The sequence below is a fragment of the Pseudomonas sp. P7548 genome (assembly GCF_013386585.1).
In the GTDB taxonomy this organism is placed as follows: domain Bacteria; phylum Pseudomonadota; class Gammaproteobacteria; order Pseudomonadales; family Pseudomonadaceae; genus Aquipseudomonas.
Genome location: NZ_JACARO010000082.1, coordinates 25,618 through 32,258, shown reverse-complemented (window position 1 = coordinate 32,258; position 6,641 = coordinate 25,618). Strand labels below are relative to the sequence as shown.

Here is a 6,641-nt window from a genome sequence, read left to right as displayed (position 1 = left end):
ACCCCCCCCAACTCGATGCCTTAGCCAGACAGCCCACAAACAAAAAACCATGGGAATTCTACTGACGCCAAGCTTCAGTAAAGTCCTAGTCGTGCGAGTACGTTGTCTGGCAGCTAGCGCTGGCGCAAGCCTTCTACCATGGGTAACTATTCCATAGAAGGTGTGTACTTATGCAGATTCAAAAAACGCCATTTATTCCACCAACAGTGCCCGCATCCTCTCCTCATACTCCCCCTGTCTCAGTCCCACCCCGAAGTACAGAAACAACACCCGCCACGACGTCGGATGCCGGCGAAACCTCCAAGTTGGATAAGGTCGGCGATCCCAAACTGGAAATTAAAAAAGAGGCCACGTCGCCGAATGGGCTGTATCAAGTAAGTTACTCGGTACCTGCGCCGGGCGCAGGCTTGAGCAATATCACCTTTCCAATCGTTATCAACGAAGGCCTCCAAAGGAAATCGGCCAAGGACGGAGGGGTTTATTACGCGATGCAATTTGACATTAATAATGAAAAGGGCAAACGCTTAGGGGGCGGCTACATCGGGATACAGCCGCGTGGAGATGGCAGGGCACTCATTACGTTTTCTGGATTTGGTCCACATTTTAAAGCGCCGAAAGGGACCTCCGAAGCGGATGGGGGGAAAGGTGGCAGCAACAGCACAATGGTGGATTTCAAGTTCGGCAATAAATACAACCTCACGATAGAGCGAGACCCTGAGAACCCCAAGAGGCTGAGCGGATACATTCAGGATGTGACAGACCCTGGTAATCCTGGGCCCAAGCAACATGTAAAAGACCTTGATGTTGATCAGAACGTCGCGTTGTCCGGTAGGAATATCGGTTTTGTCGAGCAGTACGGTGCGAAAATCAACCGTAGTTCTCAGGTTGCGTCGACCCAAGGTAGCTTTTCTGCGCCTTTTACTACCGATGAAAACGGCAAGGCCAAGGTCGGAGACATCAAAGGATTGGGGTTGTATGGCCGGTACAAGAACTCGATAGTTGGCAGTCAAACGGTGATCAAGGAGGCCGGAGCAGGCAAAGAGATAAAGTTTTCTTTCCAGGGTGTAGGTTATGAAAAGAACACCTGATGTGTGACGAGTAGAGGCTGTATGTAAACTTCAAAACTGGGAGACCTCATGCAAATGAAGCCTCCCAGAACGGTTTTGCGAGGCCATGCGCCTCAGCACAGGTGGCCAGTACCGAAGCAATGGGCTGTTCCTCATCAGGTTTGAGCCAGCCCATCACATTGGTCACCCATTCTTCCCCCAAATTGGATATTCCTCCCCCAGGCCCCGATGACTAACCTAGCCATCAATCCCCACTGCCTTGGAGTGCCACCATGCAAACCCGCACCGATTTCTACACCGCCTCCCCAGACGCCATGAAAGCCATGCTCGCCCTGGAAGCCGCCACCGGCAAATTGTCCATCGAACTGCCCCTGCTGGAACTGATCCGCCTGCGTGTATCGCAGATCAACGGCTGCGCCTTCTGCCTCGACATGCACACCGCCGACGCCCGCAAAGGCGGCGAAACCGAACGTCGCCTCTACACCCTGTCCGCCTGGCGCGAAACCCCGTTCTTCACCCCGCGTGAACGCGCCGCACTGGCCTGGGCCGAAAGCCTGACCCTGATCAGCCAGACCCACGCCCCGGACGAAGACTTCAATGCGCTGGCCGCCGAATTCAGCGCCCAGGAACAGGTCGACCTGAGCGTAGCCATCGCCACCATCAACAGCTGGAACCGCCTGGCCATCGGCTTTCGCAAAATGCCTAAATAACCCCCTCAAATACGGTGCGAACCTCGGCATCGCTATCGCCCGCAAGCGGGCTCCTACAGTGTGTCGGTGGGGCTAGCAAAAATGTCGAGGTCGCCACGACCTTTGTAGGCGCCGGCTTGCCGGCGATGGCATCAGAAGTTCACCGAAGCACTCAGGCGCGCCGTCAGCGGAGCGCCCTGGAACAGGTAGTCATCGCCCAGGTATTCGCCCGCGTCGCGCCAGTAGCGCTTGTCGAACAGGTTGTCGACGCTCAGGCGAAACACGGTTTCATAGCCATCCACCTTCGTGGTGTAGCGGCTGCCCACATTGACCACCGCGTAATCCCCCACTTCCACATTGCCGGTGCGGTTGGCGTATTTCTTGGCGCTGTATTGCACACCGCCCAGCACCGCCAACCCGTTGACCCACGGCAACGCATAGTCGGCATACACACTGGCACGCAGCTTGGGCACGTTGATCGCCTGGTGGCCTTCATACTCCGGCGTGCCGCTGCCGGTCACCCGTGCGCGAATCGCGGCCACACTGGTTGCGATCTGCAGGCGGTCGGTGGCCCAGCCGTTGGCCGACAATTCCAGCCCGGTATTTTTCTGCTCGCCCTGTTGTACGTAGGTGAAGAGACCGGTGCCGTCGGGCTTGGCGTACTGGTAAGCCTGGCGGGTCTGGAACACGGCGGCGGCGAAGCTGATGCGGCGCCAGTCGTATTTCACGCCGGTTTCGATCTGGCGGGAGGTGGTGGGTGCCAAGGTGTCGCCGGAGTTTGTGGTCGTCCACGGCGCCGTGCCGCCTAGAGATAAGCCTTTGCTGTAGCTGGTGTACAGCGAGAGGTTTTCCACTGGCTTGTAGATCAATGCGGCCTGGGGCAGGAACACGTATTGCCGGGTGTGGCGTGTCTGATCGCCTGTGGTGCCGTCGAAGGCCTTTTCATCCAGGCGCACTTCACGGCCACCCACAATGGTCTGCCATTGCTCGTTGAAGCGGATATGGTCGGTAACGAACAGGCCATATTGGCGACTGTCGAGGTTGCGATGGCTGTCGTTCAACGGTTTGTCGGTTGGCGTGAAGCTTGGCGCGTCTTCGTTGATATTGCCGCTGCCGATGTACTCGTTGACTGCTTCGCGCTTGTCGACCACCCGGCGAAACGCGCTGGTACCAAAGGTCAGCTCGTGGCCCAGGCCTGCGATGTCGAACAGCCCCGTCATGGCGGCCTGCACTTCATCGTCCCGGCGTGTGTCGTCGGGGCTGCGGTAGTCGTAGATGTCGTAGTCACCTTCGGGGCTGAAGGTGTTGGCGTTGCAAGTCCCTACGTAATAACAGCCCCACGCAAACGAACTGTAATCATCAATCACCACCTTGCTGCGTGCCGCACTGACACTGCCTTTCCACTGGTCACTGAAACGGTACTCAAACTTGCCGTTGAGGTTCAGCGAGTCGATGCCCACCTGATGGGAGCCGGTCTGGTGGCCGAGCAGTTTTTTCGGCGAGGCGTCATGGGGCACTTCGGTGCCGCCGAGCAGTTGATAGCCCGGCACCGAACGCTGGTTCTTGTTCTGGTATTCGGCGTCCAGTTGCAGCACGGCGTCGGGGCTGATGTTCCAGTCGAAGGCCAGGGACACGAAATCACGCTGGCCGTTGGCGTGTTCCACATAGGAGTTGAGGTCTTCGTGGGCCACGTTGGCGCGCAGGCCGAACTGCTGTTCGCTGCCAAACCAGCCGCCGACGTCGGTTGCCACATAACCGCTGCCCCGGTCGTCGGTGGACACCGTTACCGAGCGCACGTCTTCGGGGCGCTTGGTCACGTAGTTGATCACGCCGCTGGGCTCGGAAATCCCGCTTTGCAGGCCGGCCAGGCCTTTGAGCACTTCCACTTGCTGCTTGTTTTCCAGGGCGACGTTCTGTTCCCCGGTGATGGTGCGCCCGTTGATCTTGTAGCTGCTCGCCGCGTTCAGCGAGAAGCCGCGCACCACAAAGTTTTCGTAGTAGCCGATGGGCGCGTAGCTGTCGCCCACCGAGGCGTCGTTGCGCAGCACTTCACTGAGCAGGCGTGCTTGCTGGTCCTTGAGCAGGGCCGCGTTGATCACCGTGATCGAGGACGGGGTGTCCAGCAGCGGCGCCTCGTCGAAGCCGGCCACCGAGGCAGTTGAGTTGCGGTAGCCGGATTCATCCTGGCCCTGGACGTTTACCGCCGGTAGTTCCAGTTCTGCGGCGAAGCTGCTGCCGATACCGCCTGTGAGCAGCAGGCCGAGGGCGAAACGTGAGGTGACGACGGGACGAAAACGCAAAACCATGGGGGCAGGGCCTTAAAGCGCAGGGCAGGGGGGCGCATAAACTAGGCATAAGCGTGGTCTTTTACAAGTCTCCCGTAGGCGTCGGCTTGCCGACGATGAAGCCCTTGAATAATGCACTGATTTCAAGGACGCCATCGCAGGCAAGCCAGCTCCCACAGAGTGAGGGGTGCCGTTCAGGTGGAGCGCTTGAGGGTTTCGCTGGGCAGTTCCTGGAACAGCGCCCGGTAGCTGTTGGAAAACCGCCCCAGGTGCCAGAACGACCAGTTCATCGCCACTTCGGCGACGGTGGTGTCACTGGCACTGAGCAGTTCGCGCCGTGCCCCGTTCAGCCGGCGCAACCTCAACCACTGTGCCGGGCTCATGCCGGTGTAGGTCTTGAAGCCCTGCTGCAGTTGACGCAGCGGCACCCCGGCAATCTGTGCCAGTTCCAGCAGGTTGACGGTTTCATCCGGCGCATCCGCCGCCCATTCGCCGATGCGCGCCATCAGCCGGCGCTCTTCACTGCGCTTTTGCAATGAACTGCGGTCCAGGCACACACAGGCGTTGTCGAGGATAAACAGGCAGTCGTCCAGCAGTTGCTGGGTGAGGGTGTCGCGGCTGACAGGGTCGATCACCGTGGACAAGCGCGTCAGCGTCCCACTGAGCCAACGGGTGAACAATGCGTTCTGCTGGCAGGTCAGCGGCGCCATGAACAGGCCTTCAAGCTTCGCCACGTCCAGGCCCTGGCGCTGCACGAACTGCGGGCCGAACACCACCGCCACTTCGCGGTAGTTCTCCGGGGTGATCCAGGTGTTGCGGCTTTCGCCATTGAGCATGTACAGCGCGTTGTCGCTGCCGTCGAAACAGAACGCCAGGGCGCCGGGCGGCGCATTGAAATGCTGCTCGACGCGGGTGTTCATGCACTCTTCGTACACCTCCACGCCCTCCAGGTCGAGGTAGCGGATCTGCCCGGCGAAATGCCCCGGGGACATCTGCTGGTACTGCTGCACCCAACCGGGTGTCGCATTGCATTGGGCGGCTACATCACCGGTGGTGAAGGCCTGTACGCGCAAGGCGGTTGCCTGTGTCATGGGTGATCCGTGCGCACTCTATTGGTGCGTTGTGGTGCGTGCAAAGTGGATAGATGCCGTTTGAAGGCCAGCCCAAGATAGACCTCAATGCGCCAGGAGTACAAGCCGGCGTAGCACTCAACCCATGACGAGGTCCTTATGAACGCCCCCTTCGATCAGCTGTCTGCCTGGCTGAAAGAACACAAGATTACCGAAGTCGAATGCGTGATCAGTGATCTGACTGGCATCGCACGAGGCAAGATTGCGCCCACCAACAAGTTCCTGCATGAGCGAGGCATGCGCCTGCCGGAAAGTGTGCTGCTGCAAACGGTGACCGGGGACTTTGTCGACGACGATATCTACTACGACCTGCTGGACCCGGCCGACATCGACATGGTCTGCCGCCCGGTGTCCAACGCGACCTACGTGGTGCCGTGGGCGATCGAGCCCACTGCCATCGTGATCCACGACACCTTCGACAAACAGGGTAACCCCATCGAGCTGTCGCCGCGCAACGTGCTCAAAAAGGTCTTGCAGCTCTACACCGATCAAGGCTGGCAGCCGATTGTCGCGCCGGAAATGGAGTTCTACCTGACCCAGCGCTGCGAAGACCCGGACCTGCCGCTGAAAACCCCGGTGGGCCGCTCCGGCCGCGCCGAAACCGGGCGTCAGTCGTTCTCCATCGATGCTGCCAACGAATTCGATCCGTTGTTCGAAGACGTCTATGACTGGTGTGAAGCCCAGGGCCTGGACCTCGACACGCTGATCCACGAAGACGGCCCGGCGCAGATGGAAATCAACTTCCGCCACGGCGATGCCCTGGACCTGGCCGACCAGATCACTGTGTTCAAGCGCACCCTGCGTGAGGCCGCACTCAAGCACAACGTGGCCGCCACCTTCATGGCCAAGCCGGTGGCCGACGAGCCGGGCAGCGCCATGCACCTGCACCAGAGCGTGGTGGACATTGCCACCGGCAAACCGGTGTTCGTCGACGCCGACGGCAACAAAAGCCAGCTGTTCCTGCACCACATCGGCGGCTTGCAGAAGTACATCCCCAAGCTGTTGCCGATGTTCGCACCCAACGTGAACTCGTTCCGCCGCTTCCTGCCGGACACCTCGGCACCGGTCAACGTGGAGTGGGGCGAAGAGAACCGCACCGTCGGCCTGCGCGTGCCCACCTCCAGCCCCGATGCGATGCGCGTGGAAAACCGCCTGCCGGGCGCCGATGCCAATCCCTACCTGGCCATTGCGGCTAGTCTGCTGTGTGGCTACCTGGGGATGATCGAGCAGATCGAACCGAGTGCGCCGGTGGAAGGTCGCGCCTACGAGCGCCGCAACCTGCGCCTGCCGTTCACCCTCGAAGATGCGTTGGCGCGCATGGAGGACTGCGACACGGTCAAGCGCTACCTGGGCGACAAATTCGTGCGCGGCTACGTCGCGGTCAAGCGTGCCGAGCATGAAAACTTCAAGCGGGTCATCAGTTCCTGGGAGCGTGAGTTCCTGCTGTTGAGCGTCTAAAAAACCAAAAAA

At 59.8% G+C, this 6,641-nt stretch carries 5 protein-coding genes; 3 read left to right on the top strand and 2 right to left on the bottom strand.

The features are described from left to right. The first annotated feature begins 170 nt into the window (after positions 1-170). Together HX803_RS26935 and HX803_RS26930 are read left to right on the top strand one after the other, a co-directional pair. Positions 171-1,088 carry a hypothetical protein gene (locus HX803_RS26935; RefSeq protein ID WP_256732948.1) on the top strand — a complete coding sequence of 306 codons (918 nt, stop codon included), beginning with the start codon at positions 171-173 and terminating at the stop codon, positions 1,086-1,088. Between the two features lie 251 nt (positions 1,089-1,339). Then, positions 1,340-1,777: a carboxymuconolactone decarboxylase family protein gene (locus HX803_RS26930; protein WP_178924950.1), complete on the top strand. Its 438-nt coding sequence runs from the start codon at positions 1,340-1,342 to the stop codon at positions 1,775-1,777. 131 nt (positions 1,778-1,908) lie between these two features. Here the strand turns inward: HX803_RS26930 and HX803_RS26925 are convergent, their stop codons facing one another. Continuing rightward, a complete protein-coding gene (locus HX803_RS26925; protein WP_178924948.1) occupies positions 1,909-4,062 on the bottom strand; it encodes a TonB-dependent siderophore receptor in 2,154 nt (717 codons plus the stop codon). 173 nt (positions 4,063-4,235) lie between these two features. Further along, the gene (locus tag HX803_RS26920) at positions 4,236-5,132 is read right to left on the bottom strand and encodes a helix-turn-helix domain-containing protein (RefSeq protein ID WP_178924946.1); all 897 of its coding nucleotides are present in this window, start codon (positions 5,130-5,132) and stop codon (positions 4,236-4,238) included. A 138-nt stretch (positions 5,133-5,270) separates the two neighbouring features. Between HX803_RS26920 and HX803_RS26915 the strand changes: the two genes are divergently transcribed. Beyond that, positions 5,271-6,629 carry a glutamine synthetase family protein gene (locus HX803_RS26915; RefSeq protein WP_176999028.1) on the top strand — a complete coding sequence of 453 codons (1,359 nt, stop codon included), beginning with the start codon at positions 5,271-5,273 and terminating at the stop codon, positions 6,627-6,629. Positions 6,630-6,641 lie beyond the last annotated feature (12 nt).

Coding starts and splice junctions, on each gene's coding strand:
- HX803_RS26915 (WP_176999028.1), top strand. CDS start 5,271: ATGAACGCCCCCTTCGATCAGCTGTCTGCCTGGCTGAAAGAACACAAG.
- HX803_RS26920 (WP_178924946.1), bottom strand. CDS start 5,132: ATGACACAGGCAACCGCCTTGCGCGTACAGGCCTTCACCACCGGTGAT.
- HX803_RS26925 (WP_178924948.1), bottom strand. CDS start 4,062: ATGGTTTTGCGTTTTCGTCCCGTCGTCACCTCACGTTTCGCCCTCGGC.
- HX803_RS26930 (WP_178924950.1), top strand. CDS start 1,340: ATGCAAACCCGCACCGATTTCTACACCGCCTCCCCAGACGCCATGAAA.
- HX803_RS26935 (WP_256732948.1), top strand. CDS start 171: ATGCAGATTCAAAAAACGCCATTTATTCCACCAACAGTGCCCGCATCC.